This window comes from Pseudoduganella flava, from assembly GCF_007830495.1.
Lineage (GTDB): Bacteria > Pseudomonadota > Gammaproteobacteria > Burkholderiales > Burkholderiaceae_D > Rugamonas > Rugamonas flava.
In genome coordinates this window covers 98262-122283 of the sequence record NZ_VLKW01000001.1, presented here as the reverse complement: position 1 = coordinate 122283, position 24022 = coordinate 98262, and the positions used below count along the sequence as shown (strand labels likewise).

Annotated in this window: 22 protein-coding genes and 1 riboswitch; of the genes, 8 read left to right on the top strand and 14 right to left on the bottom strand. The window is 66.1% G+C overall.

Annotation, left to right across the window (positions count from 1 at the left end):
- Positions 1 to 182 precede the first annotated feature (182 nt).
- The 4 genes from IP92_RS00585 (at position 183) to IP92_RS00570 (ending at position 4739) form a co-directional block, all read left to right on the top strand.
- Positions 183 to 578: a hypothetical protein gene (locus IP92_RS00585; RefSeq protein ID WP_199271802.1), complete on the top strand. Its 396-nt coding sequence runs from the start codon at positions 183 to 185 to the stop codon at positions 576 to 578.
- Between the two features lie 70 nt (positions 579 to 648).
- Positions 649 to 1608, top strand: coding sequence for a homoserine kinase (locus tag IP92_RS00580; protein ID WP_145872591.1), 960 nt, complete (start codon positions 649 to 651; stop codon positions 1606 to 1608).
- Positions 1605 to 2381 carry a BPSS1780 family membrane protein gene (locus IP92_RS00575; RefSeq protein WP_145872590.1) on the top strand — a complete coding sequence of 259 codons (777 nt, stop codon included), beginning with the start codon at positions 1605 to 1607 and terminating at the stop codon, positions 2379 to 2381. Before IP92_RS00580 ends, IP92_RS00575 begins: the two co-directional genes overlap by 4 nt.
- Before the next feature lie 51 nt (positions 2382 to 2432).
- Entirely contained in the window at positions 2433 to 4739 is a 2307-nt protein-coding gene (locus tag IP92_RS00570) for a UvrD-helicase domain-containing protein (RefSeq protein WP_145872589.1), read from the top strand.
- Positions 4740 to 4789: 50 nt separating this feature from the next.
- Here IP92_RS00570 and IP92_RS00565 read toward each other — a convergent pair whose 3' ends face one another.
- The 9 genes from IP92_RS00565 to thiC all read right to left on the bottom strand — a co-directional run bounded on the left by IP92_RS00565 (position 4790) and on the right by thiC (position 14811).
- Positions 4790 to 6967, bottom strand: a complete 2178-nt coding sequence (locus IP92_RS00565) for a M56 family metallopeptidase (protein ID WP_145872588.1) — start codon at positions 6965 to 6967, stop codon at positions 4790 to 4792.
- A gap of 740 nt (positions 6968 to 7707) precedes the next feature.
- Positions 7708 to 8814, bottom strand: a complete 1107-nt coding sequence (locus IP92_RS00560) for an S-(hydroxymethyl)glutathione dehydrogenase/class III alcohol dehydrogenase (RefSeq protein ID WP_145872587.1) — start codon at positions 8812 to 8814, stop codon at positions 7708 to 7710.
- A 65-nt stretch (positions 8815 to 8879) separates the two neighbouring features.
- Positions 8880 to 9287: a response regulator gene (locus tag IP92_RS00555; RefSeq protein ID WP_158206794.1), complete on the bottom strand. Its 408-nt coding sequence runs from the start codon at positions 9285 to 9287 to the stop codon at positions 8880 to 8882.
- A gap of 211 nt (positions 9288 to 9498) precedes the next feature.
- Positions 9499 to 10128 (bottom strand): ANTAR domain-containing response regulator, encoded by a 630-nt coding sequence (locus IP92_RS00550; protein ID WP_145872585.1) that lies wholly within the window; start codon positions 10126 to 10128, stop codon positions 9499 to 9501.
- A 119-nt stretch (positions 10129 to 10247) separates the two neighbouring features.
- Positions 10248 to 10871 (bottom strand): thiamine phosphate synthase, encoded by a 624-nt coding sequence (thiE, locus tag IP92_RS00545; protein WP_145872584.1) that lies wholly within the window; start codon positions 10869 to 10871, stop codon positions 10248 to 10250.
- Between the two features lie 2 nt (positions 10872 to 10873).
- Positions 10874 to 11692, bottom strand: a complete 819-nt coding sequence (thiD, locus tag IP92_RS00540) for a bifunctional hydroxymethylpyrimidine kinase/phosphomethylpyrimidine kinase (RefSeq protein ID WP_145872583.1) — start codon at positions 11690 to 11692, stop codon at positions 10874 to 10876.
- On the bottom strand, positions 11689 to 12480 hold the full coding sequence (locus IP92_RS00535) for a thiazole synthase (protein WP_145872582.1): 792 nt from the start codon (positions 12478 to 12480) through the stop codon (positions 11689 to 11691). Before IP92_RS00535 ends, thiD begins: the two co-directional genes overlap by 4 nt.
- A 13-nt stretch (positions 12481 to 12493) precedes the next feature.
- Positions 12494 to 12694, bottom strand: a complete 201-nt coding sequence (gene thiS / locus IP92_RS00530; RefSeq protein ID WP_145872581.1) for a sulfur carrier protein ThiS — start codon at positions 12692 to 12694, stop codon at positions 12494 to 12496.
- Between the two features lie 236 nt (positions 12695 to 12930).
- Entirely contained in the window at positions 12931 to 14811 is a 1881-nt protein-coding gene (gene thiC, locus IP92_RS00525) for a phosphomethylpyrimidine synthase ThiC (protein WP_145872580.1), read from the bottom strand.
- Positions 14812 to 14875: 64 nt separating this feature from the next.
- Positions 14876 to 14982: riboswitch (TPP riboswitch) on the bottom strand.
- A gap of 101 nt (positions 14983 to 15083) precedes the next feature.
- Here thiC and IP92_RS00520 point away from each other — a divergent pair.
- Positions 15084 to 15743 (top strand): hypothetical protein, encoded by a 660-nt coding sequence (locus tag IP92_RS00520; protein WP_145872579.1) that lies wholly within the window; start codon positions 15084 to 15086, stop codon positions 15741 to 15743.
- A gap of 36 nt (positions 15744 to 15779) precedes the next feature.
- Here the strand turns inward: IP92_RS00520 and IP92_RS00515 are convergent, their stop codons facing one another.
- Positions 15780 to 16340: a hypothetical protein gene (locus tag IP92_RS00515; protein WP_145872578.1), complete on the bottom strand. Its 561-nt coding sequence runs from the start codon at positions 16338 to 16340 to the stop codon at positions 15780 to 15782.
- Positions 16341 to 16350: 10 nt separating this feature from the next.
- Positions 16351 to 17172, bottom strand: a complete 822-nt coding sequence (locus IP92_RS00510; RefSeq protein WP_145872577.1) for a hypothetical protein — start codon at positions 17170 to 17172, stop codon at positions 16351 to 16353.
- A 200-nt stretch (positions 17173 to 17372) separates the two neighbouring features.
- Between IP92_RS00510 and IP92_RS00505 the strand changes: the two genes are divergently transcribed.
- The 3 genes from IP92_RS00505 (at position 17373) to IP92_RS00495 (ending at position 21704) form a co-directional block, all read left to right on the top strand.
- Positions 17373 to 20174 (top strand): valine--tRNA ligase, encoded by a 2802-nt coding sequence (locus tag IP92_RS00505; protein WP_145872576.1) that lies wholly within the window; start codon positions 17373 to 17375, stop codon positions 20172 to 20174.
- 98 nt (positions 20175 to 20272) lie between these two features.
- Positions 20273 to 20710 (top strand): DUF2147 domain-containing protein, encoded by a 438-nt coding sequence (locus IP92_RS00500; RefSeq protein ID WP_145872575.1) that lies wholly within the window; start codon positions 20273 to 20275, stop codon positions 20708 to 20710.
- Between the two features lie 562 nt (positions 20711 to 21272).
- Positions 21273 to 21704 (top strand): hypothetical protein, encoded by a 432-nt coding sequence (locus tag IP92_RS00495; RefSeq protein WP_145872574.1) that lies wholly within the window; start codon positions 21273 to 21275, stop codon positions 21702 to 21704.
- Between the two features lie 26 nt (positions 21705 to 21730).
- Here the strand turns inward: IP92_RS00495 and IP92_RS00490 are convergent, their stop codons facing one another.
- The 3 genes from IP92_RS00490 to ruvB are packed head-to-tail and all read right to left on the bottom strand — an operon-like array spanning position 21731 to position 24022.
- The gene (locus IP92_RS00490; protein WP_145872573.1) at positions 21731 to 22492 is read right to left on the bottom strand and encodes a glutaminyl-peptide cyclotransferase; all 762 of its coding nucleotides are present in this window, start codon (positions 22490 to 22492) and stop codon (positions 21731 to 21733) included.
- 28 nt (positions 22493 to 22520) lie between these two features.
- On the bottom strand, positions 22521 to 22973 hold the full coding sequence (locus IP92_RS00485) for a YaiI/YqxD family protein (protein ID WP_145872572.1): 453 nt from the start codon (positions 22971 to 22973) through the stop codon (positions 22521 to 22523).
- Positions 22973 to 24022 (bottom strand): Holliday junction branch migration DNA helicase RuvB, encoded by a 1050-nt coding sequence (ruvB, locus tag IP92_RS00480; protein WP_145872571.1) that lies wholly within the window; start codon positions 24020 to 24022, stop codon positions 22973 to 22975. The genes IP92_RS00485 and ruvB overlap by 1 nt, the downstream gene beginning before the upstream one ends.

Below are 24022 nucleotides of genomic sequence, written 5' to 3'. Positions count from 1 at the left end.
CCGGGCCCGGCTTATAAAAGGCTACTGTGAATCCGGCATTATCGCAGAGATCAGCGGTGGACGAAGCGTGCCGGAGTGCCCGAAAAAAAACGCATTCGCAGCGGAAATGCGTGTCAGTTTGTTACAATGGTCCTACACGAATATCAAGGTTCTCGAAAAAGGCTCCTCTCATGCGTTCCTCCATGCTTTTCGCCCTCCTCCTGGCGGCCGCGGCCACCGCCCAAGCGCAGTCCGGCACCCCGCCGAAGACGGAACCGGTGCAGGATGCGGATACGCCGATCACCGTGACGACGAAGCCGGGCCGCGAGACGACCACCACCGTCAAGCGCGACGGCGGCCGCATCACGGAGGAGACCGTGCATTCCGGCGGCAGCACCTACACGGTGAAGCCGGCCAACCCGAACAGCACCCAGCTGCCGGGCGACGCGGGCGGCCCGCAAGTGCGCGGCCCGCAATGGACCGTGATGGAATTCGATATCGCCAAGAAACAAAAACAGCGCAGTGCCGACGCCGCAGCCGCTGCGGAAAACGCGGCAGACGTGCCGCCGCCTCCTCCGCCGCCACCCGCGACGCGTTGATGCCGCGCCCGGCCCGGCGCCATCGCGCCGGGTGCATGGAGCCCACCCCACTCGATCGATCTTCACTCACATGGCAGTTTTTACCTCGGTCAGCCTGGACGACGTCCAGCCCTGGATCGCGCAATTCCCTCTCGGCCAGGCGCTGGCGCTCAAAGGCATCGCCTCCGGCATCGAAAACAGCAATTTCTTCCTGACGACAGAGCGCGGCGAATACGTCCTGACGATCTTTGAAAACCTGAACTTCGAACAACTGCCGTTCTACCTGCGGCTGATGGAGCACCTGGCCGCGCGCGGCGTGCTGGTGCCCGCCCCCGTACCGAACGACCAGGGCGAACTGTGCGTGCCGCTGCAAGGCAAGCCGGCCGCCATCGTGTCGAAACTCGAAGGCAGCTCGCAGCTCGACCCGCAACCCGTGCACTGCGCGGCAGTCGGCGCGATGCTGGCGAAGATGCACCTGGCCGGCACCGATTTCCCGTTGTACCAGCCGAACCTGCGCGGCCTGGCGTGGTGGCACTGGGCCACGCCGATCGTGCTGCCGCACCTGGGCAAGGCCGAGCACGACCTGCTGTGCTCCGAAATGCACTTCCAGGAAGCGTTCCATGGCAGCGCGCTGTACAAGCGGCTGCAGCAGGGCCCCGTGCATGCGGACCTGTTCCGCAACAACGTGATGTTCGATGGCGAGCAACTCACCGGCTTCTTCGACTTCTACTTCGCCGGCTGCGATACATGGCTGTTCGACGTGGCCGTGACGGTCAACGACTGGTGCGTGGACCTGGACACGGGCGTGCTGGACGTGGCCCGCGTGCGCGCGTTCCTGGACGCCTACCATGCGGTGCGGCCGTTCACGCCCGACGAGCAGGAAGCGTGGCAGCCGATGCTGCGCGCCGCCGCGCTGCGCTTCTGGCTGTCGCGCCTGTACGACCTGCACAAGCCGCGCGAGGCCGAAATGCTGACCCCGCACGACCCGGCCCATTTCGAACGCATCCTGCGCGAGCGGATCGCCACGCCAGCCCCCGCCCTGCACGCATGAACAACATCCCCGCAAAATCCGGCTGGCTCTGGGTGAAACAGGGCTTTGCGATGCTGCGCCAGCAGCCGACGGGCCTGTCGACGCTGTTCTTCGGCTACATGCTGGCGACGGCCGTATTGATCGTGCTGGCACCGATCGGCATCATTGCGCACTCGATATTGATGCCGGTGTTCGCGATCGGCTTCATGAGCGCGGCCCGGGAGATCATCGCGCAGCGCCCGGTGCTGCCGGCGCAGGTCCTGGCGGGCTTCCGCGGCCCGGCATTGCGCCGCCTGTGCACGCTTGGCGTCGTGCACCTGCTGGCGTTCATCGCGGCGGTCGGCATCGGCCTGCTGTTCATCGACTTCGACGTGTGGGAAAAGCTGATGGCCGAGCCGCAGACGGCCACGCCGGAACTGCTGCGCGCTACCGGCATGATTCCCGGCGTCCTGGCCGGCGCGGCGCTGTACGTGCCGACGCTGCTGATCGTCAGCTTCGCCGCGCCGCTCGTGCAGTGGCAGGGGATGGCGCCGGGCAAGGCGCTGTTCTACAGCTTTTTCGCGATCAAGCGCACGGCCGGCGCGTTCTGCGTGTTCGCCGTCAGCCTCTTCGCGATCGCCTTCTTCGTGCTGCAACTGCTGGGCGCGCTGCTCGGCATGGGGCCGATCGGCTTTGCCGTGATGCGGATGGTTTCGGTGTTGCTGTACGGCGTCGCACACTGCGCGCTGTACGTCGCATACGTGCAAATTTTCAGCCCGTCTGACCAGGATCAGGACGCGCCGGCGGTCCTGTAAGAACGCACCGTGCGGCGGGCGGACGCCAGCCCCGACCAGTATAATGGCGGGATGCAGAACCTCCTCCACAATCTCAATCCCGAACAACTCGCCGCCGTTACCCTGCCGCCGCAAAACGCCCTGATCCTGGCGGGCGCCGGCTCGGGCAAGACGCGCGTGCTGACCACGCGCATCGCGTGGCTGATCCAGACCGGGCAGGTGTCGCCGGCCGGCATACTTGCGGTCACGTTCACGAACAAGGCCGCGAAGGAGATGCTGACGCGCCTGTCGGCAATGTTGCCGATCAATACACGCGGCATGTGGATCGGCACGTTCCACGGCCTGTGCAACCGGCTGCTGCGCACGCATTACCGCGACGCCGCGCTGCCGCAATCGTTCCAGATCCTCGACACGCAGGACCAGCTGTCGATGATCAAGCGCCTGCTGAAGGCGCACAACGTGGACGACGAGAAGTACCCGCCGAAGACGGTGATGTACTTCATCAACAACAACAAGGAGCAGGGGCTGCGCGCATCGAAGGTCGAGGCGTATGACGCGACCGAGCGCAAGCTCGTCGAGCTGTACGACCTGTACGACGAGCAGTGCCAGCGCGAAGGCGTCGTCGATTTCGCCGAGCTGCTGCTGCGCACGTACGAGCTGCTGCTGCGCAACCAGCCGCTGCGCGAGCACTACCAGCAGCGCTTCCGCCACATCCTCGTCGACGAGTTCCAGGATACCAACAACCTGCAATACGCCTGGCTGAAGCTGATCTCCGGCCACGGCACGCAGCGCGGCGGCGCGCTGTTCGCCGTCGGCGACGACGACCAGAGCATCTACGCGTTCCGCGGCGCGAACGTGGGCAATATGGCCGCGTTCGAAGCGGAGTTCCAGGTGAAGAACCTGATCAAGCTGGAGCAGAACTACCGCTCGCACGGCCACATCCTCGATGCGGCCAATATGCTGATCGCGAACAACAGCCGCCGCCTGGGCAAGAACCTGCGCACGGATGCCGGCCACGGCGAGCCGGTGCGCGTGTACGAGGCCACGTCCGACCTGCAGGAAGCGCAGTGGATCATCGAGGAGGCGAAAAACCTGATCGGCGAGGGCGCACGGCGCAGCGAGATCGCCGTGCTGTACCGATCGAACGCGCAATCGCGTGTGATCGAACATGCATTGTTCTCGGCCGGCATTCCATACACCGTGTACGGCGGCCTGCGCTACTTCCAGCGCGCCGAGGTGAAGCACGCCATCGCCTACCTGCAGCTGATGGACAACCCGCACAACGACTCGGCCTTCCTGCGCGTGGTGAACTTCCCAGCACGCGGCATCGGCGCGCGCACGCTGGAGCAGTTGCAGAACGCGGCCGAAACGTACGGCATCTCGCTGTACGCCGCCGTGCCGTACATGGTCGGCAAGGCCGGCACGTCGCTGGGCGCATTCGTCAAGCTGGTCGAGAGCGTGCGGTTTGAAACGCAGCAGATGGCCCTGCCCGAGCTGGTACGCATCACGCTGGAGTCGTCCGGCCTGTTGCAGCACTACCAGAACGAGAAGGAAGGCGCCGACCGCATCGAAAACCTGGAGCAGATGGTCAACGCGGCCACCCAGTTCGTGTCCGAGGAAGGCTACGGCCCTGGCGCGCCGGCCCACCTGGGTCCGCAGGCGGACGCGCAGGCCGGTGCCGCCATCATCAATGCCGACGGCGTGGAAATCATGGATGCGGATGCGCCGCTGGCGACCGTGATGTCGCCGCTGTCCGCCTTCCTCGCGCACGCTTCGCTGGAAGCGGGCGACAACCAGGCGCAGGCCGGCCAGGATGCGATGCAGCTGATGACGGTGCACTCGGCGAAGGGCCTGGAATTCGACAACGTGTTCATCACGGGCCTCGAGGAAGGGTTGTTCCCGCACGAGAGCAGCTCGAAGGAAGAAGGCGGCGTCGAGGAAGAGCGGCGCCTGATGTACGTGGCGATCACGCGTGCGCGCAAGCGCCTGTACATGTGCTTCTGCCAGACGCGCATGCTGCACGGCCAGACGCGCTACAACATGAAGTCGCGCTTCTTCGACGAGCTGCCGGAGGAATCGCTGAAGTGGCTGTCGCCGCGCGTGCAGTCGCACTGGTTCGCCAACAAGAAGGCGGCCTGGGAAGACGTACAGCTGGCTGGCGGCACGGACAACGCGATCGCCCAGCGCCTCACGCAAAAGTCCGGCAACGGCTCCGGCTGGCGCATCGGCGAATCGGTGGCGCATGCGAAGTTCGGCGAGGGCGTCATCGTCAACCTGGAAGGCAGCGGCGCGAACTGCCGGGCGCAGATCAACTTCGGCACCGCGGGCATGAAGGTGCTCGACTTGTCGGTGGCGAAGCTGGAGCGGCTGGGCCGCTGAGGCGTAAAAAAACCGGAGGCGACTCCGGTTTTTTTTGCCTGCGGCGCCGCTCAGCCCTGCCGGGCAGCGACTTCCTTCGCCTGGCCCTTGCGCAGCGCCTCGTCGATCAGCGCACGGGTCGTCCGGTCCGCATCGCGGCTCAGGCGCGATTGCTCGGCTGCCAGTTTGCCCATCTTCATCCCCATTTCGTGCATCGGCTTGGACAGCTCTTCGATCCTGGCCTGCAGGGCGCGGGCCGGCTCGTGGTCGACGTCGGCCTTCCGGTGCGCCTGCGTGAACTTTTCCGTCAAGTTCGCCATCTGCTTCTGCACCGGTTCGATCTGCATCTGCACTGCTTGCATCTGGCGCGAGATGGAGGCACGCTGCGCCTCTGTCGGCGCGCTCTCCATACGCTCGGCCAGCCGCTCCATGCGCCGCGCCAGCACGTCCAGCGTCATGCCCAGCGCATTGATTTGGCGCTCCGTGCCGCGCATGCTGTCGTCGTTGAAGGCGGCGGCCATCGTCTTGCCGATCTGCTCGCCGATGACCTGCATCTTGCTGCCCTGTTCGTTCATGGCCTGGCCCTGCCGCTCCATCTCGGCCCCGAGCTTCTCGGTTGGAGCCCAGGCGCCGCGTACCTGCGCCAGCAGCGCCGGGTCGTTGACGACGTAGGCCTTGCCGTCGCGACGGAACCAGATGAAGTCGCCCTTCACCGTGTCCTTCAGGCGTTGCACGTCCTTTGCATCGCGCGTGTCCAGCGCCGACACCTTCATGCGGTCCTTGCCCGCGACGACGATCGCGTACGACGCGCCAGCCGCAGGGACTTGGAACGTGTGCCCGTCCAGGTCGAGCGCCGGCGGTGCGGGCGGAGCAGGCGGCGCCGGCAGGGCCATTTCGGGCGCTGCCGGTGCAGCCGGCGGCGCAGGCAGTGCGGCGGCGGGAGCGATCGCCAGCGGCGCGGGTGGTGCTGGCGGCTTCGGTGGGGCCGGCGGCGCGGGTGGCTGCGGCGGACGGGGCATAGGCTGCCCGGCATGCTTGGCGTGGCGGGCAGCCTCGGCAGCGGCCTTCGCTGCCGCGGCCGCATCGCTGCCCGCTTCGACGGCAGCCTTGGCGGCCTCGAACGCGGCCCGGCCGGCATCCTCGTGTGCGGCAGCCGCCTCGGCGGCGGCCTGTTGCGTGGCAGCGGCACGCGGCTGCGTCGGCGCGGCGGGCGTGTCCGCCCCGTCGGGGCGGGCATGCGCATACAGCATCACGCAAGCCGTGCACAGGCCCAGCAGGGGCGCGGCGATCTTCCAGCTGAGGGGTTGGGAGTCTGGGCGTACCAGGCGTTTGATACGGGACATGAGGTCTCCTCCGTGTGCCGCGGGGGCGAAATGTGAGGTTGAGAACTGGAACTTGTCCAGCTCGGACAATGCAAGGGCAAGGCGCCGCGGTTCGCCCAGCACACTTGCGGCCAGGTCGTCTGCGATCTGTTCCCGTTCAATGCGGATGCGCTTGCTCAGCATCCACACGCTCGGGTGATAGAACAGCAAAATCTCGATCGCGCTCTGCACCAGGTTCACGAGGTAATCGTGGCGCCGGATATGTGCGAGCTCATGGGCCAGCAGCGCCTCGAGCAGATGCGGAGGCATGCCCGTCACGAGCGCCGCAGGCAGCAGCACGATGGGCCGCCAGCAGCCGGCCGTCATCGGCCCTTCGAGGTCTTCGCCGGACACGCCGAGGCGGATCGGCCGCGTGATGCCGAACCGCAGCGCCAACGCATCGAGGCGTCGCTGCCATGGGGCGTTCGGGGTGTAGTGGCCGAGCTGCGTGCGCCGCCGAACCCACTGCAGGCCCAGCGACAGGCGCAACGTCATCAGCGCGGCACCAAGGGCCCACAGCAGCACAAGCCACGGCAACTGGCCGCGCAGCAGGTACTCGAACGACGTCAGCTGGTCCGCATCGACGACGCTCACGTTTGCGCCGGGAATCGCGCCGGCGCGGACGGCATCGAGCAACGGGTCGACCGGCACCGGCATCGAATAGCCAGCCTGCACGGCCTCGTACACACGCCACACGATGCTCGCCACCGGCAGCGCCGCGCACAGCAGCAACGCCGCGCACGCAACGGCATAGCGTGCCTGCGGCCGCGCATTGCGCAACAGGTGCAGCGCCAGCGCGGCTGCCCAGCCAATCAGCAAGCCCTGCCAGACGAAATGCAACAGCGACCAGCCGATGGCCGGCACCAGCATCTCGAAGAGCGCGCTCATGCCGATGCTCCGGCAGGCGGCATTGCAAACTCATGCGTTTGGTTCGTCATGGCGCGGCTCCTGGTCAAGTGGAATGTAGAATAAATTATCTAGAAATCCTTGTCTAGAACTTTTTGTCTACATTGGGATGTGGTGAAGTCATTGAACTATAGACAAGGCGCGGAGCGGTAGTCGGAAATTGCGACGGAGCGCTGAATTGGGGGAGTGAACAGCACATCCGCGACGACGGGGAGCGCTCGCAGACAAAGACTGGCCGAAGCCTGGTTCTATTGTCGAGGCCGTGTCTCTGGTGCCAGGCACCAGAGACACGAGCTGAGCGGTACTAGCTGTTGAGGCTGTGTCCCCTGGTGCCTGGCACGAAGGGACACGAACTGAGCAGGAGTCTATTGTCGAGCCCGTGTCACCGGTGCCTGGCACCAGAGACACGAGCTGAGCAGTACTAGCTGTTGAGGCTGTGTCCCCTGGTGACTGGCACGAAGGGACACGAACTGAGCAGGAGTCTATTGTCGAGGCCGTGTCACCGGTACCTAGCACCAGAGACACGGGCTGAGCAGTACTAGCTGTTGAGGCTGTCCCCTGGTGCCTGGCACGAAGGGACACGAGCTGAGCGGTATCAACTGTCGAGGCCGTGTCTCTGGTGCCTGGCACCAGGGACACGGACTGAGCCGGTGTCATTGCTGTCCGGCGGAGACGAGCTCAGCTTTAGTGACGGCGGGGCGGTGCGATTGAACGACCGGGTGTCAATACATCACAACGGAACGAATCGACTCGCCCTTCTTCATCAGGTCGAAGCCTTCGTTGATCTGCTCGAGCGACAGCTTGTGGGTGATCAGGTCGTCGATGTTCAGCTTGCCGTCCATGTACCAGTCGACGATCTTCGGCACGTCGGTGCGGCCGCGGGCGCCGCCGAATGCGGAGCCCTTCCACTCGCGGCCGGTGACGAGCTGGAACGGTCGCGTGCTGATTTCCTGCCCCGCCGCGGCCACGCCGATGATGATCGACTTGCCCCAGCCCTTGTGGCAGCACTCGAGCGCCTGGCGCATCAAGGTCGTGTTGCCGACGCACTCGAAGCTGTAGTCGGCGCCGCCATCCGTCAGCTGGATGATCGCGTCGACGACGTTCTCGACGTCGTTCGGGTTGATGAAGTGCGTCATGCCGAACTTGCGCGCCATCGCTTCGCGGCCCGGGTTGATGTCGACGCCGATGATCTTGTCCGCGCCGACCATCTTCGCCGCCTGGATCACGTTCAGGCCGATGCCGCCCAGGCCGAACACGACGACGTTCGCGCCCGCTTCCACCTTCGCCGTGAACAGCACGGCGCCAACGCCCGTCGTGACGCCGCAGCCGATGTAGCATACCTTGTCGAACGGCGCGTCTTCGCGGATCTTCGCCAGCGCGATTTCCGGCACCACGATGTAGTTCGAGAACGTGGACGTGCCCATGTAGTGGAAGATCGGCTTGCCGTCCAGCGAGAAGCGGGAAGTCGCGTCCGGCATCAGGCCGCGGCCCTGCGTCGAGCGGATCGCCTGGCACAGATTGGTCTTTTGCGAGAGGCAGAATTTGCACTGCCGGCATTCCGGCGTGTACAGCGGGATGACGTGATCGTCCTTCTTCAGGCTCTTCACGCCCGGGCCCACGTCGACGACGACGCCGGCACCTTCGTGGCCGAGAATCGCCGGGAAGATGCCTTCCGGATCGGCGCCCGACAGCGTGTAGTAATCGGTGTGGCAGATGCCGGTGGCCTTGATCTCGACGAGGACTTCACCTTCCTTCGGACCGCCCAACTCGACTTCTTCGATCGTCAGCGGTGCCCCCGCCTTCCATGCCACTGCTGCCTTGGTTTTCATCGTCTGCTTCCTGTGATGGTAAAACCGCCATCATAGCAAACGCCCCCGCGGCGCGTGGCGCGCCGCTACTGGCGCTTGCCCGCCAGGTCGAGCTCGAGCAGGCGGCAGACAGACTGCCACAATTGGCGCGGCGACGTCCACGGCTTCGGCAGGTAGGCATGAGCCTGGTGGTGCAGGCTGGGCTGGCGTGCCGAGTACAGCAGCACAGGCGTGTGGCAGCCGGCCGCACGAAATGCATCGATCAACGCCTGGCCGTCGCCGTCCGGCAGGTCGGCATCCAGGATGATCAGGTCGAAGCGGGCAGCATGCAGGTGGGAGGACGCGTCGGCCATCGTCGCGGCGCGGCTCACGCGCACTTCCGGCACCAGCAGCGTGGCGAGGATCAACGCGGCGGTATCGTCCGCATCCACGTGCAGCACATGGGGTGCGGGCGCCAGGGGTTTGCAGGCCTCGAGGGCATCGGTCATGTTCATCGTCATCTCCGCGATCCGAATCAGTGTAGAACCTGGAACCATGCGCCGCGATGCGGGGTCGGTTGGCTTCCAGGGTGCTGGTCGGCGGAGCTGGGCCGATGAAGAAAAGACACGGCCGCGGTGGTGGGGCAGCCGTTACGTGCGCGGGCGGCGCGAAGCGCCTGCCCTGTTTGGGCTAGTGTAACCCGAATTGCATGCGGATGAGAAACACTTATTTCCTCAACCGTGCATTAAAAGCCGCATGCAGGCCGTTCAATATTTCTTCGGCAGCAAGCAACTGGTCGGCCACCTCGTTGACCTTGCGGCGGCTGGAACGGGCGTGGTCGCGCAGCACTTCAAAGGCCGTGTTGCGGTCCGTCTGGAATTTGCACATCAACAGGCCCACGGCCAGGCTCGTCTCACGGCCCGCCTGCAGCGCCGCGTTCAGGTTCAGTTCCGTGCGGCGCAGCTGGCGGATCTCGTCCGCGCGCGCCAGCCCCGCTTCGAACGCCGGCATCAGCTGCTTCTCGTCGACCGGCTTGACGAGGAAGCCGACGGCACCGTGCGCGGCGGCCTGCTTGCCCGCGTCCGCGTCGCCGCGGCCGGACAGGAACATGAACGGCACCGACGTCTCGCGGTTCAGCTGCTTGGCCAGCTCCAGGCCCGACATGCCGGGCATGTGGATGTCGAGCAGCGCCATGTCCGGTTCGCGCTCGGCGACCAGCCGCAACGCCTGGTCGGCCGAATGCGCCTGCACCGTGTCGTAGCCGGCGCTACGCAGGATCACGCTGAGGAATTCGGCCAGCAACTGGTCGTCGTCGACGATCAGGATCAGGCGTTTCGCGGCGGCTTGTGGACTCATGACAGGTATCGGCTCGTTGGTCGTGAAACGATTATACGGACCTTTAACAGGCCGGCAAGGGCGATTCACGGTTACACAACAGCAGCGATGGTTGGGTACCACAGCCCCCGCGATGGCACTCAGCCGTGGCCGAACAGGCGGACGAATTCACGCGCCGCCGCGGCCGCGCCGGCGGGGTCCGCGGCGCCGTAGACGCTGCTGATCGCGGCCACCATGTCCGCCCCTTGCGCCACCAGCGGCGCGGCGTTCGCCGGCGTCATGCCGCCGATGACGATACGCGGCAGCGCCACTTGCGCGCGCGCCTCCGCCAGGATCGCCGGCTGCGTCGTCACTTCGTAGCGTTTTACGCGGGACGGATAAAAACCGCCGAACGCCACGTAGCTCGCGCCCGCACGTGCGGCGTCGATCGCCAGCTCCAGCTGGCCGTAGCACGATGCGCCGACGATGCGGCCCGGTCCGACCTGCGCGCGCGCCTCGGCCACCGATGCGTCGGTGCCGCCGACGTGCACGCCGTCCGCGCCGATGTCGCAGGCCAGCTGCACGTGATCATTGACGATGAAGGGCACGCCGTGGCGCCGGCACAGCGCCAGCAGCGCCTCGGCCTGTTCGCGCCGCTGCGCGTCGCCGGCCGTCTTGTGCCGGTATTGCAGCAGGCGCGCCCCCGCGTCGAGTGCCGCGTCGGTGTAGGCCAGCAGCGCCGCAGTGTCGTCCCAGTCCGGCGTGACGAGATAAAGTCCTTGCATGATCAGTCTCCTTTGCTGCGCTGGCGCAGCGGTATGCGCTGGCCGGGCGCGATCGCATACGCGCCCTCCAGCGTGCGATGGGTGTAGGCCTGCGCGCGGGCCAGCGCTTGAGCGATGGGGCACTGCTGCGCCAGCAGCGCGGCCAGCGCCGCCGCCAGCGTGCAGCCGCTGCCATGGAACTCGCCCGGCAGGCGTGGCCACTGCCACTGCTGGCGGCGGTCCGGCCCGAGCCAGCGGTTGACCACTTCGTCGCCCTTGCCGTGGCCGCCCGTGACCAGCACGTGCGCGCAGCCGAGCGCCCGCAGCACGTGGGCATGCGCCAGCTCCGCGTCCGCATCCGCCGGTGCTGTGATGTGCGGGTGCACCTGCGCCAGCGCGGCCGCCTCGGGGCCGTTCGGCGTGACGACGGTGGCCAGCGCCAGCAGAGGCGCCAGCGCGGCGATCGCGTCGCCGCGCGCAAGGCTGTCGCCATGGCCGCTTGCCAGCACGGGGTCCAGCACGACGGGCAGCGCGGGATCCTGAGCCCGCAGGTGGGCGATCACGTGCGCGATCGCCTGTGCATTCGCGGCGCTGCCGGGGATGCCGATCTTCACCGCGCCGATGCGGCAGGTGGCGGCGACGGCGAGCGCCTGCCGGGACACGACGTCCGGCTCGACCGGCAGCACCTCGTGCACGCGGTTGTTGTCCTGCACCGTCAGTGCCGTGATCACCGGCAGCGCGTGCGCATCCAGCGCGGCGATCGCGCCGATGTCGGCCGCGATGCCGGCACCGCCGGACGGGTCGACGCCGGCAAACACCAGCACGCAGGCCCTTGTCGTCATGCGACCCGGCCGGCCATCGGCGAGGACGGCGACGCGGCAAAGCGGCGCGGCATACGGCCCGCCAGATAAGCATCGCGGCCCGCCTCGACAGCCAGGCGCATCGCCCGCGCCATCCGCACCGGATCGCGCGCCGCGGCGATCGCGGTGTTCATCAACACGCCGTCGCAACCGAGCTCCATCGCGATGGCCGCGTCGGACGCGGTGCCGACACCGGCATCGACCAGCACCGGCACATTGGCCTGCTCGATGATCAGCGACAGGTTCCACGGGTTCAGGATGCCCATGCCGGAACCGATCAACGACGCGAGCGGCATCACGGCGACGCAGCCGATGTCCTCCAGCATGCGCGCCTGGATCGGATCGTCGCTGCAGTAGACCATCACGTCGAAGCCGTCCTTCACGAGCTCCTTCGCGGCGACGAGCGTCTCGGGCATATTCGGGAACAGCGTCTTCTCGTCACCGAGCACCTCGAGCTTGACGAGCTTGTGGCCGTTCAGCAGCTCGCGCGCCAGCTGCAGCGTGTAGACGGCATCCTGCGCCGTGTAGCAGCCCGCGGTGTTCGGCAGGATCGTGAATTCTGACGGCGGCACCACGTCCAACAGGTTCGGCGCGTGCGGGTCCTGGCCGATGTTGACGCGGCGGATCGCCACCGTGATGATCTGCGCACCGGCGGCCAGCGTCGCCGCGCGGGTCTGTTCGAGGTCCTTGTACTTGCCGCTGCCGACCAGCAGCCGCGATGCGTATTGCTTGCCTGCGATGGTCAGCAGGTCTTCGTTCATGTGATTCATCTGTTGTTCTCCTTTAGCCGCCGCCGATGGCGCGGACGATGTCGACGCGGTCCTGCGCACTGAGCGCCACGTCGCCCCAACGCTGGCGCGGCACGACGCTGCGATTGACCGCCAGCGCCAGCGCCTGCCCCTCCAGCTCCAACGCTGCCACGAGCTCGCGCAGCGTCTGCCCCTGCGGCACCTGGCGCGGCTCGCCATTCAGTACGATGTCCATTCCTGTCCCCAATGTTTCCAAAATCGGGGGACTGTCCCTCGTTTCAGGAAATATTTCCCAAATTCGGGGACAGTCCCTCGTGGCTGCTGCGCCACAAAACGTCGTGAATGCGCAACGACCAGCCGGGCTTTCCCCATGAAAGCCGCCGCTGCGGTTGCGGTCCAGCCCGCTGGGGACTGTCCCTCGTTTTTGGAAATATTTCCACAATCGAGGGACAGTCCCCTGTTGTTGGGGCGCTACGCTTTGCTGTACAGCTGGCTGCCCTGTTTGACGAATTCGACGGCCTTTTCCTGCATGCCGGAGGCGGCGTATTCGCGTACTTCCTGCGTGATCTTCATCGAGCAGAAGTGCGGGCCGCACATCGAGCAGAAGTGGGCGACCTTCGACGATTCCTTCGGCAGCGTCTCGTCGTGGAAGGCGCGGGCGCGGTCCGGGTCGAGGCCCAGGTTGAACTGGTCTTCCCAGCGGAATTCGAAGCGGGCCTTCGACAGCGCGTTGTCGCGGATCTGCGCGCCCGGGTGGCCCTTGGCCAGGTCGGCGGCGTGGGCCGCGATCTTGTACGTGATGATGCCTTCCTTGACGTCGTCCTTGTCCGGCAGGCCCAGGTGCTCCTTCGGCGTCACGTAGCACAGCATCGCGGTGCCGTACCAGCCGATCTGCGCGGCGCCGATGCCGGACGTGATGTGGTCGTAGCCCGGCGCGATGTCCGTCGTCAGGGGCCCCAACGTGTAGAACGGCGCCTCGCTGCACTGCTCCAGCTGCAGGTCCATGTTCTCCTTGATGAGCTGCATCGGCACGTGGCCGGGCCCTTCGATCATCACCTGCACGTCGTGCTTCCAGGCGATCTGCGTCAGCTCGCCGAGCGTCTTCAGTTCGCCCAGCTGGGCGTCATCGTTGGCGTCGTAGATCGATCCGGGCCGCAGGCCGTCGCCCAGGCTGAACGACACGTCGTAGGCCTTCATGATCTGGCAGATGTCTTCGAAGTGCGTGTACAGGAAGTTCTCCTGGTGATGCGCCAGGCACCACTTGGCCATGATCGAGCCGCCGCGCGAGACGATGCCCGTCAGCCGGTTCGCCGTCAGCGGCACGTAGCGCAGCAGCACGCCGGCGTGGATCGTGAAGTAGTCGACGCCCTGCTCCGCCTGTTCGATCAGCGTGTCGCGGAAGATCTCCCACGTCAGGTCTTCGGCCTTGCCGTTCACCTTCTCCAGCGCCTGGTAGATCGGCACGGTGCCGATCGGCACGGGGCTGTTCCGCACGATCCATTCGCGCGTCTCGTGGATATGCTTGCCCGTCGACAGATCCATCACCGTGTCGCCGCCCCAGCGGATCGCCCACGTCATCTTCTCGACTTCCTCGCCGATCGACGACGTGACGGCCGAGTTGCCGATGTTCGCATTGACCTTCACGAGGAAGTTGCGGCCGATGATCATCGGCTCCAGTTCCGGGTGGTTGATGTTGGCCGGGATGATCGCGCGGCCGCGGGCGATCTCGTCGCGCACGAATTCCGGCGTGATCTCCTCCGGAATGGAAGCGCCGAACGATGCGCCCCGATGCTGCCGGCCCAGCACCTCCGCCATCTTCGCCCCCGTCGGGCCGGCCGCCTGCAGCGCCGCGACATATTCGCGCCGGCGCAGGTTCTCGCGGATCGCGACGAACTCCATCTCGGGCGTGACGATGCCGCGCCGCGCGTAATGCATCTGCGTCACGCAACCGCCCGCCTTCGCGCAGCGCGGGTTGCGGTGCAGGTTGAAGCGCAGCGCATCCAGCGACGCATCGGCGAGCCGCGCCTTGCCGTAATCGGACGTCGGGCCGGGCAGCTCCTCCGTGTCGTCCCGCTCGGCGATCCAGCCGGCGCGCAGCGGCGCGAGGCCGGCGCGGATGTCGATGGTCGTCGTCGGATCGGTATAGGGACCGGACGTGTCGTACACGGTGACAGGAGGATTGGGCTCGTGGCCGAACGACGCGGACGTATCGGCCTGCGTGATTTCACGCATCGGCACGCGGATGTCGGACCGACTGCCGGTCACGTAGATCTTGCGGGAGTTGGGCAGCGGCGCGATCGCGGCGCTGTCGACCTCGGCCGTGCTGGCGAGGAATTTCTGTGGTGCGTTCATATGGCTCCTTTGCGTGCAGGAGCCAGCAAAGGAGGTCGGGATGGGCACGCCCCGGGTACGGTGCGGCAGAATCCTTGTGCTTCCCTTCGCTGGCATTATCCAGATCAGGTTCGGAGGGTATTTCTCACCCGCGCAAAGCTTTCGCCGCACGCAGGACCCCTAGCGTTTGCCGCCTTCACTTTCATGAAAGACAGCGGCGCCATTATACGCACGAACGGTGCCACGAAGGCAAGCACTAATGCCTATAATCGTGGTCCTCACGTGAAAGGACGATGATGCGGAAATGGATGGCCGCCACGCTCGCGGCGCTGCCCGTCGTGGCGCAAGCAGCGGAAGAACCCCGTACGGCGACGCCGGCGGAGCAGGCGTCGTTCTTCGACTGGTACAACGCGACCCACACGGCCACCGGCCTGCTGCGCCCGCAGTTCAGCGTAACCAGCACCGGCAAGGGCAAGCGCACCGTCAGCGCCACGGTGGACGGTCCTGCGCAGCGCCTCGTGCTGCCGCTGTGCCGCCAGCCGCGCGCCGTGTTCGACTACGATCCCCGTGCGCCGAAGGAGCGGCGCTGGAGCGAACGCACGCCCGCGCAGACGCTCGTGTGGTTCCACCCCCAGCAGCAATGCGGCGCCCAGCCCGATACGCCGGTGCGCCTGCTCCAGCCGCTGCCCGAGATGGACACGCTGCTGCTGCTCCAGCAGCACCCGACGATCCTCGCCAACGCGCGCCTGCTGATGGCCGGGAACACGAGCTGCTCGCCGAGCCGCTCGCGGGGCTATCGCCTGACTGGGCTCGATCGGGGCAAGGACGGCCTGCCGGTGCTGGTGTTCGAGAACGACATCGCGGGTGCGGCGCGTGTCACGGTCAAGCGCTCGCGCAATGAGCTGCTGCCGTGGGCGGTGGCGTGCGAGGGGCCGGGCAGCGGACGAAAATAATGCAGCCGACCGTAAAAAGCACGGTTCGGTCCGTACTCACGCGGCGGGGACACCTGGGCATACTTGGCTGAGCGCCTTCGCAAGATCGTCGACGACGCCGTCCGCGGCCCCGTTCAGCGCGGCCACGTGGTTTGCCGCCCCACCCCAGTTGCGCCACGGCCGCAACTTGGCCCCGCGTATCTTTACCGGCGTGGCTCGGCCAGGCACCGCTACCTCCAGCGCCAGCATGCCGCCCAGGTGTCCCGGGACGTAGAACGTGTAGGCACGGGTGAGCCTGACTTCGACGTTCACGCCACCGCCGCCTGGCGCGCCATGCACCACCGTATAGCCATACGCGCTCAAGCGGTCCACGACGGCGCCCAGCCACGGCAACATGTCGCCCGCCACCACCGACTCGGTGATGTCGATCCTGCCGATCGTGTCGCGATTGGTGCGGCCGTCGCTGAGCGCGACGTTGATGGCACAGTTCTGCACCAACGGCTTTGGCGTCGTCTCCGCATCGGGGCGGTAGGTCATCTCCGCCACCTCGACGGCGGACGCGGCATTCAGCGCCGCGAACAGCGGCAACACAAGCGCGGCCTGTCGAATCGTCGTCATCACGTTCTCCTCAGCGCGCAAATGAATACAGGCCGCCCGCATCGGCACGCAATACGATGCGGCCTGGCCGCTGCCGCAGCACGGTGCCGGTGACGTCGGGAGTCCGCGTGCTGCCGTTGGCCAGGGCAAGCGTCATCTTCTTCGCTGCGGCTGGAACCGTGTTGGCCTGTGCGACATCGAGAGCAATCATTCGGGCGATCTCGGCCACCCCTTCGGCCACCGCGCGCCGGTAAGGTGCACCATTGTTCCCCGCCCATAGGATCGTGGCGCTGGTGCTGCCGGCAACCGGCTCGGACTGATAGTAGAACTTGTTCGCGTAAACGGGATCGCCGCGGCCGGCAACGTACATCTCGGCGGTCGAGTGCATTTCCAGGCGCAGCGAGTTGACCGATAGCTCGTATTCGGTCTTCACTTCCATGAAGGCGCCCCCCGGCTGCAGCGCCGCACGCATGCGCTCCCGGTCGGCCCTTTCGGGCACGCGCGCCGTCGTGGTCACGCGTACTCGCCCCGGCGCCATCGCTTCGCCCAGGCCGCGGCCCAGTGCATCCTCAAGCTGACGGCGCACGTCGACATCGTCGATCACGGGCAACAGCGCCCTGATTGCATGCCGCACGTCCATCCAGCGATAGTAATTCTCGCGCGCCGTCGCGACGCCGTTGGCGAACACCCGGTTCGCCGGCGCGAAGTCAAGCTCGTCCTGCCACACGATGTTGCGTACCTCGACGTCGCGCAGCGCCGCGATATCGGACGCGCTGACCGGCAGCGTTTGCGGCCCCGTTGCGCAGCCGGCCAGCAGCCCGGCCACAGTGGCGATAACCAGTCGTTTCAACATGATCCCATCAGTCGTGACGAAAACTCCAGCTTAGCGTCAGAAGTTTCCATTGTCCAAATAAAAATTCATTTGTGCAATATTTGGTGAGAATTGCCGGGGCCGGCAATGCCTTGGCAACAGCTTTCCCCATCGCCGGCAGGGCCGGCCGCAGCAGCCTCCCTTATAATGGTCGTTTTCGCCAAATTCACACCACCCCAATCATGGAATTAGCCAAGTCTTTCGAGCCTGCCGACATTGAACAGTTCTGGCGCAGCGAATGGGAAAAGCGCGGTTACTACGCCGCGTCGATGGACCTTTCCAAGCCCTCCTTCAGCATCCAGCTGCCGCCGCCGAACGTGACGGGCACGCTGCACATGGGCCACGCGTTCAACCAGACGATCATGGACGGCCTGACCCGCTACCACCGCATGCTGGGCCATAACACTGCATGGATCCCGGGTACGGACCATGCCGGCATCGCGACGCAGATCGTGGTGGAGCGCCAGCTCGATGCGCAAAAAATCTCGCGCCATGACCTGGGCCGCGAGAAGTTCGTCGAGAAGGTGTGGGAGTGGAAGGAAAAATCCGGTTCCACGATCACGGGGCAGATGCGCCGCCTGGGCGCGTCGCCGGACTGGAACCGCGAATACTTCACGATGGACGAGCCGCGCTCGAAGGTCGTCGCGGAAGTCTTCGTGCGCCTGTTCGAACAGGGCCTGATCTACCGCGGCAAGCGCCTGGTGAACTGGGACCCGGTGCTGGGCACCGCCGTCTCCGACCTGGAAGTGGTGTCGGAAGAGGAAGACGGCTCGATGTGGTACATCAAGTACCCGCTGGCCGACGGCAGCGGTTCGCTGACGGTGGCGACCACGCGTCCCGAGACGATGCTGGGCGACGTGGCAGTGGCCGTCGACCCGACCGACGAGCGCTATGAGGCGCTCGTCGGCAAGATGCTCAAGCTGCCGCTGGTCGGCCGCGAAATCCCGATCATCGCCGACTCGTACGTCGACAAGGCATTCGGCACCGGCTGCGTGAAGATCACGCCGGCACACGACTTCAACGACTACGCGGTGGGCCAGCGCCACAAGCTGGACATGCCGTCGATCCTCACCCTTGACGCGAAGATCGTCGACACGGCGCCGGAAGCCTACCGCGGCCTGGATCGCTTCGCGGCGCGCAAGCAGATCGTCGCCGACCTGGACGCACAGGGCCTGCTCGAACAAGTCAAGCCGCACAAGCTGATGGTGCCGCGCGGCGACCGCACCGGCGTCGTCATCGAACCGATGCTGACAGACCAGTGGTTCGTCGCGATGAGCAAGCCGGCGCCGGAAGGCACGTTCAATCCGGGCAAGTCGATCACCGACGTGGCGCTGGAAAAGGTCGCCAACGGCGAGATCAAGTTCGTGCCGGAGAACTGGACGACGACGTACAACCAGTGGCTGAACAACATCCAGGACTGGTGCATCTCGCGCCAGCTGTGGTGGGGCCACCAGATCCCGGCGTGGTACGACGAAGCGGGCAACATCTTTGTCGCGCGCACCGAGGAAGAGGCACAGGCCAAGGCGAAAGCCGCGGGCAGTACCGGCGCATTGCGCCGCGACGCCGACGTGCTGGACACGTGGTTCTCGTCCGCGCTGGTGCCGTTCTCCACGCTGGGCTGGCCTCAAGAAACGCCCGACTTGAAAGCGTTCCTGCCGTCGTCCGTGCTCGTGACGGGCTTCGACATCATCTTCTTCTGGGTCGCCCGGATGGTGATCATGACGGCGCACTTCACCGGCAACGTGCCTTTCGAGACGGTATATGTGCATGGCCTGGTGCGTGATTCTCAGGGACGCAAGATGTCGAAGTCGGTCGGCAATACACTGGATCCGATCGACCTGATTGATGGCATCGATTTGGAAGCGCTCGTCACTAAGCGCACAACTGGCCTCATGAAGCCGCAGGATGCGCCGAAGATCGAGAAAGCGACCCGCAAGGAATTCCCGGAAGGGATCGCGGCCTACGGCACGGACGCCGTGCGCTTCACGATGGCCAGCTATGCCTCGCTGGGCCGCAACATCAACTTCGACCTGGGCCGCTGCGAAGGCTACCGCAACTTCTGCAACAAGCTGTGGAACGCGACCCGCTTCGTGCTGATGAACACGGAAGGCAAGGATTGCAGCGCCAGCGATGCCGACCTGTCGCAGGCCGACAAGTGGATCATCTCGCTCCTCAATCGCACCGAGCAGGAAGTGGCGAAGGGCTTTGCGGACTACCGCTTCGACAACATCGCCAGCGCGATCTACAAGTTCGTGTGGGACGAGTACTGCGACTGGTACCTGGAACTGGCGAAGGTGCAAGTCCAGCAAGGCACGGAAGGCCAGCAGCGCGCCACGCGCAACACGCTGCTGCGCGTGCTGGAAGTGGTGCTGCGCCTGGCGCACCCGATCATCCCGTTCGTCACCGAACAGCTGTGGCAGACGGTTGCGCCGCTGGCTGGCAAGGGCGAGACCGAAGGCAAGTCGATCATGACGCAGCCCTATCCGATCGCCAACGCAGCGGCGATCGACGAGGCGGCGGAAGCGTGGATCGCCGAGCTGAAAGGCTTTACGGATTCGACGCGTAACCTGCGCGGCGAGATGAAGCTGGCGCCGTCCGTGCGCGTGCCTCTGATCGTCGAAGCGACCGGCGCGGACAAAGACAAGATCGCCGCGTTCGCACCCTATGTGCAGATGCTGGGCAAGCTGTCCGAAGTGCAGATCGTCGACGTGCTGCCGGAATCGCCGGCCGCCGTATCGGTGGTGGGCACGACGAAGCTGATGCTGAAGGTGGAGATCGACGTGAAGGCCGAACGCGAGCGCCTGTCGAAGGAAATCGCCCGCATCGAAGGCGAGATCGCGAAGGCTTCCGGCAAGCTGTCGTCGGAAAGCTTTGTCGCCCGTGCCCCGGCTGCCGTCGTGGCGCAGGAAAAAGAGCGGGTGGCGACGTTCTCGGCCACGCTCGACAAGCTGCGCGAGCAATTCGCCAAGCTGCCGCCGGCCTAAGCGCCGCCGCGCCAGCACAGACGCCGGACCGGGTAACGCCCGCTCCGGCGTTTTCATTTGCGCTACACTCCGGCGATCAAACAATAAAGGAGACCCCGATGCGCAAACTGCTTCCCCTCGTTTTGCTGGCCTGCGCCGGCGCCGCGTTCGCGGACACCACGTCGCCCGTCGGCCTGTGGAAGAACATCGACGACAAGAGCGGCAAGCCGAAGGCCGAGATCCGCATCAGCGAATCGAACGGCACGCTGCAAGGCCGCATCGAGAAGCTGTACCGGCCGGCCGACCAGGACCAGAATCCCATCTGCGACAAATGCGAGGGCGGCGACAAGGGCAAGCCGATCGTCGGCCTGTCGATCATCAACAGCATGAGGAAGGACGGCGACGAGTATGCCGGCGGCACCATCCTCGATCCCGAGAACGGCAAGGTTTACAAGAGCAAGATGAAGCTTGTCGACGGCGGCAAGAAGCTCGAGGTGCGCGGCTATATCGGCTTGCCGATGCTGGGCCGGTCGCAGACGTGGATGCGGATGGAGTAAAAAAGTGGGGGCCGCAGCCCCCCAAAGTTACAACACTTCCTGCCACTTGGCTCTGGCGGAACAGCCCCCTTCCACTGGCATTACAGCCTTCGCCCGGACGCGACTTGTGCGCGTTGCCCCGGCGTCCAGTGGTACTGCTTGCAGGAGAACTCCCCTGTCCGGTGTGCGCAGGCCAGCGATTCTGTCGCCGCCCCGCGGTCATTCATTGATGCTGCGGCCTGCACCGCCGCGGATAGCACGGCCGCGGATGCAGCCAGTGGTGCGACCGGCTGCGGTAGCGGCTCGTTCGGTTGCCTGGGCTTGTACACCTGTGGTCACGGCGCCCGCGCCGCAGCACACAGCAGGGCAAGCAGGCCGATGTTCTTCATGCGTCGACTGCAATGCGTTTTGCTTGCCCCCATTATGCCGACGGACTCCGTGCGGGGGTTCAGTAAGATTGCGCGAAATTTGTAAGCGCCCCGCGACAATTCCCACGCCGGCTTTACCCGTCTTTACACCGCTTTACATCGGCCTCGGTCACACTGCTGCGCAGCCGCCGACAGCGCGGCCAACGGAGCCAACGATGATATCGACCACCACTCCCGCACTCTGGCAGGCGATGCGCACGCTGCCGCTGGCCTGCCGCTTCGGTGCCGCGCCGCCGGAGCTGCGCGCCCTGCACCGAACGGCCGTCACGGAGTGCGCCGACGATGGCGCACGCTTTCTCGGCGAATTGCATGCGGCGCTGGCCGCGCTGCCCGCTGCGCTGAAGGCGCGCGTCGACCCGCTGCTGCTGGGCGTGTTCTACCTGGATGGATTGGGTACGTGTGTCGTGACGGACGTGGTGTCGGGCGGCGACGGCGGCCTGGTCGGCACCCTCGTCGCGATCGACACGGCGGCGCTGCGCGACGTCGACTGCAACCGGCCCGCGATGCGCGCGGCCGCGATGCGCTATCTGCTGGAGGAAGCGTTCGACAGCGTGGCCGCGGGACGGCGCGGCGCCGTCGCCCGCTGAATCACGCGGCCCGTGGGGACCCCGCTTTACGGGCGCTTCTTCAATTCGATCTCGAACAGCTTCGGCCACAGCTTGCCGGTGACGAACAGGCGCTTCTTCGCGCTGTCGTAGGCGATGCCGTTCGGGACGTTGTCCGAGCCGCGCTCGATGCCCGCCAGCTTGTCCAGCCCTGTCAGGTCGATCCAGCCCAGCACGCGGCCGGAAAACGGATCGATGCGGGCGATGCGGTCGGTCTGCCACACGTTCGCGTAGATCTCCCCTTCCACCCATTCAAGCTCGTTGAGTTGCGTGACGGGCTGCGCATCGGCCGTCACGTGAATGCGCCGCAGCACGCGCATCGTGTTCGGATCGAGCACGCGGAGGTAGGCGCTGCCGTCGCTCATGTAGAGGCGCGTGCCGTCGCTCGTCAACGCCCAGCCTTCGCCCTGGTACGGAAAGATGCCTTGCGGCTGCAGCGTTTCCATGTCGAAGATGAAGCCGATCTGGTTCGTCCACGTGAGGCTGACGATGCGGTTGCCGGCGGGGGCGATCCCTTCGCCGAAATACGCGGCGGGGATCGCGCGGTTCAGCAGCACCTTGCCCGTTTCCAGTTCCACCTTGCGCACCGACGAGCGGCCGTTCAGGCCCGTGCTTTCGTACAGCAGGCCGTCTTGGTAGAACAGCCCTTGCGTGAATGCGCCGGGATCGTGCGGATAGGTGTGTTTGACAACGTAGCCGTAGACGGGAACGGCGCCCTGCGCGGCGGATGCGGCGAGGGCCAGTGTGGCGATGGCGGTTTTGATCAGCATGCCGGGAGCATACCGCAACTTGCCCGATTCAGCCCAGGCCGGCCTGGCGCAGATGGCGGTCGAGCGCATTGGCGAAACGCTGGCGGTCCGCCTGGTTGAATGCGGCCGGGCCGCCCGTGTCGACGCCACTGCCGCGCAGCTCGTCGAGGAAGGCGCGCATCGTCAGCTGCTGGGCGATATTGTCCGGCGTGTAGAACTCGCCGCGCGGATTGAGCGCATGGCCGCCCTTCTCCAGCACGTCCGCGGCCAGCGGGATGTCGCCGGTGATCACGAGGTCGCCCGGTTCCGTCAGGCGCACGATCTCGCGGTCCGCCACGTCGAAACCGGCCGGCACCTGCACGGCGCGCACGTACTTCGACGGCGGCACGCGCAGCAGCTGGTTCGCGACCAGCGTGACGTCGATCTGCACCCGTTCGGCGACGCGGTACAGGATGTCCTTGATCACCGCGGGGCAAGCGTCCGCGTCGACCCAGATCCGCATCACCACAATTCGCCGGTGAGGTTGCCGCGCGGCGGCTTCAGGCCGAAGTGCTCGTAGGCCGCCGCGGTAGCGACACGCCCGCGCGGCGTGCGCTGCAGGTAGCCCTGCTGGATCAGGTAGGGTTCCAGCACGTCCTCGATCGTGTCGGCGGCCTCGCCGATCGCCGCCGCCAGGTTGCCGATGCCGACGGGGCCGCCGCCGAATTTATGCAGCACCGCTTCGAGCAGCTTGCGGTCCATGACGTCGAAGCCGACGGTGTCGACATCCAGCATCACGAGCGCGGCGTCGGCCACGGCCTTCGTGATGTCGCCATTGCTCTTCACTTCCGCGTAGTCCCGCACGCGGCGCAGCAGCCGGTTGGCGATTCGCGGCGTGCCGCGCGCGCGGCGGGCGATTTCCAGCGCGCCCGAGTCGTCGATGTTCGCTTTCAGCAGCGCGGCACTGCGCGTGACGATCTTCGCCAGCTCCTCGGTCGTGTAGAACTCGAGGCGGGCGACGATGCCGAAGCGGTCGCGCAGCGGATTGGTCAGCATGCCGGCGCGGGTGGTCGCGCCGACGAGCGTGAACGGCTGCAGGTCCAGCTTCACGGAACGCGCGGCCGGGCCTTCGCCGATCATGATGTCGATCTGGTAGTCCTCCAGCGCCGGGTACAGGATCTCCTCGACGACGGGCGACAGGCGGTGGATCTCGTCGATGAACAGCACGTCGTTCGCTTCCAGGTTCGTCAGCAGCGCGGCCAGGTCGCCGGGGCGCTCCAGCACGGGGCCGGACGTCTGGCGCAGGTTCACGCCCATCTCGCGGGCGATGATGTTGGCGAGCGTCGTCTTGCCCAGGCCCGGAGGGCCGAACAGCAAGGTGTGATCGAGCGCCTCGCTGCGCTTTCTTGCCGCGGAGATGAAGATCTCGAGCTGGTCGCGGATCTTCTGCTGGCCGACGTATTCGTCCAGCAGCTTCGGGCGCAACGCGCGCTCGATCGCCTCCTCGTTCGGCGACGCGGGCGCCGCATCGATGATGCGTGCTTCGGAAAAACTATCGGTCTGGATGCTCAT

Coding starts and splice junctions, on each gene's coding strand:
- IP92_RS00485 (WP_145872572.1), bottom strand. CDS start 22,973: ATGCGGATCTGGGTCGACGCGGACGCTTGCCCCGCGGTGATCAAGGAC.
- IP92_RS00520 (WP_145872579.1), top strand. CDS start 15,084: ATGATGCGGAAATGGATGGCCGCCACGCTCGCGGCGCTGCCCGTCGTG.
- IP92_RS00585 (WP_199271802.1), top strand. CDS start 183: ATGCTTTTCGCCCTCCTCCTGGCGGCCGCGGCCACCGCCCAAGCGCAG.
- IP92_RS00495 (WP_145872574.1), top strand. CDS start 21,273: ATGATATCGACCACCACTCCCGCACTCTGGCAGGCGATGCGCACGCTG.
- thiD (WP_145872583.1), bottom strand. CDS start 11,692: ATGACGACAAGGGCCTGCGTGCTGGTGTTTGCCGGCGTCGACCCGTCC.
- IP92_RS00580 (WP_145872591.1), top strand. CDS start 649: ATGGCAGTTTTTACCTCGGTCAGCCTGGACGACGTCCAGCCCTGGATC.
- IP92_RS00535 (WP_145872582.1), bottom strand. CDS start 12,480: ATGAATCACATGAACGAAGACCTGCTGACCATCGCAGGCAAGCAATAC.
- thiE (WP_145872584.1), bottom strand. CDS start 10,871: ATGCAAGGACTTTATCTCGTCACGCCGGACTGGGACGACACTGCGGCG.
- IP92_RS00500 (WP_145872575.1), top strand. CDS start 20,273: ATGCGCAAACTGCTTCCCCTCGTTTTGCTGGCCTGCGCCGGCGCCGCG.
- ruvB (WP_145872571.1), bottom strand. CDS start 24,022: ATGAGCATCCAGACCGATAGTTTTTCCGAAGCACGCATCATCGATGCG.
- IP92_RS00575 (WP_145872590.1), top strand. CDS start 1,605: ATGAACAACATCCCCGCAAAATCCGGCTGGCTCTGGGTGAAACAGGGC.
- thiS (WP_145872581.1), bottom strand. CDS start 12,694: ATGGACATCGTACTGAATGGCGAGCCGCGCCAGGTGCCGCAGGGGCAG.
- IP92_RS00490 (WP_145872573.1), bottom strand. CDS start 22,492: ATGCTGATCAAAACCGCCATCGCCACACTGGCCCTCGCCGCATCCGCC.
- IP92_RS00510 (WP_145872577.1), bottom strand. CDS start 17,172: ATGTTGAAACGACTGGTTATCGCCACTGTGGCCGGGCTGCTGGCCGGC.
- IP92_RS00515 (WP_145872578.1), bottom strand. CDS start 16,340: ATGACGACGATTCGACAGGCCGCGCTTGTGTTGCCGCTGTTCGCGGCG.
- thiC (WP_145872580.1), bottom strand. CDS start 14,811: ATGAACGCACCACAGAAATTCCTCGCCAGCACGGCCGAGGTCGACAGC.
- IP92_RS00555 (WP_158206794.1), bottom strand. CDS start 9,287: ATGAACATGACCGATGCCCTCGAGGCCTGCAAACCCCTGGCGCCCGCA.
- IP92_RS00570 (WP_145872589.1), top strand. CDS start 2,433: ATGCAGAACCTCCTCCACAATCTCAATCCCGAACAACTCGCCGCCGTT.
- IP92_RS00560 (WP_145872587.1), bottom strand. CDS start 8,814: ATGAAAACCAAGGCAGCAGTGGCATGGAAGGCGGGGGCACCGCTGACG.
- IP92_RS00565 (WP_145872588.1), bottom strand. CDS start 6,967: ATGAGCGCGCTCTTCGAGATGCTGGTGCCGGCCATCGGCTGGTCGCTG.
- IP92_RS00505 (WP_145872576.1), top strand. CDS start 17,373: ATGGAATTAGCCAAGTCTTTCGAGCCTGCCGACATTGAACAGTTCTGG.
- IP92_RS00550 (WP_145872585.1), bottom strand. CDS start 10,128: ATGAGTCCACAAGCCGCCGCGAAACGCCTGATCCTGATCGTCGACGAC.